Genomic DNA, 234 nt, shown 5'->3' with positions numbered 1-234 from the left:
GAATCGACCCGTACTCCATTTCCACGCCCTTGTCTCTGGAAAACCTGGAGCGTGGTCCGGTTTACAGCCTCGCCCTCACAATGACGAAGCTTCTGGCGATGGGATATTCCCTGGAGCAGGTGGTAGCCTGGTCCCCCGTGGCCCCGGCCAAAGCCATTCAGCGTGAAAACGAAATCGGTCCCCTCCGCGAAGGCGCCGAAGCGGATATCACCGTATTCCGGCTTGTGCAGTAGC

General features: G+C 59.4%; 1 pseudogene. It reads left to right on the top strand.

Features of this window, described 5'->3' with window-relative positions:
* Positions 1 to 233: pseudogene (locus KVT34_RS31255) on the top strand (amidohydrolase/deacetylase family metallohydrolase); the annotation flags it as partial.
* Between the last annotated feature and the right edge of the window lies 1 nt (position 234).

Source organism: Paenibacillus sp. GbtcB18, from assembly GCF_019091125.1.
Classification (GTDB): Bacteria; Bacillota; Bacilli; order Paenibacillales; family NBRC-103111; genus Paenibacillus_F; species Paenibacillus_F chitinolyticus.
The sequence above is the reverse complement of the archived record's forward strand: the minus strand, read 5'-3'. Positions and strand labels throughout refer to the sequence as shown.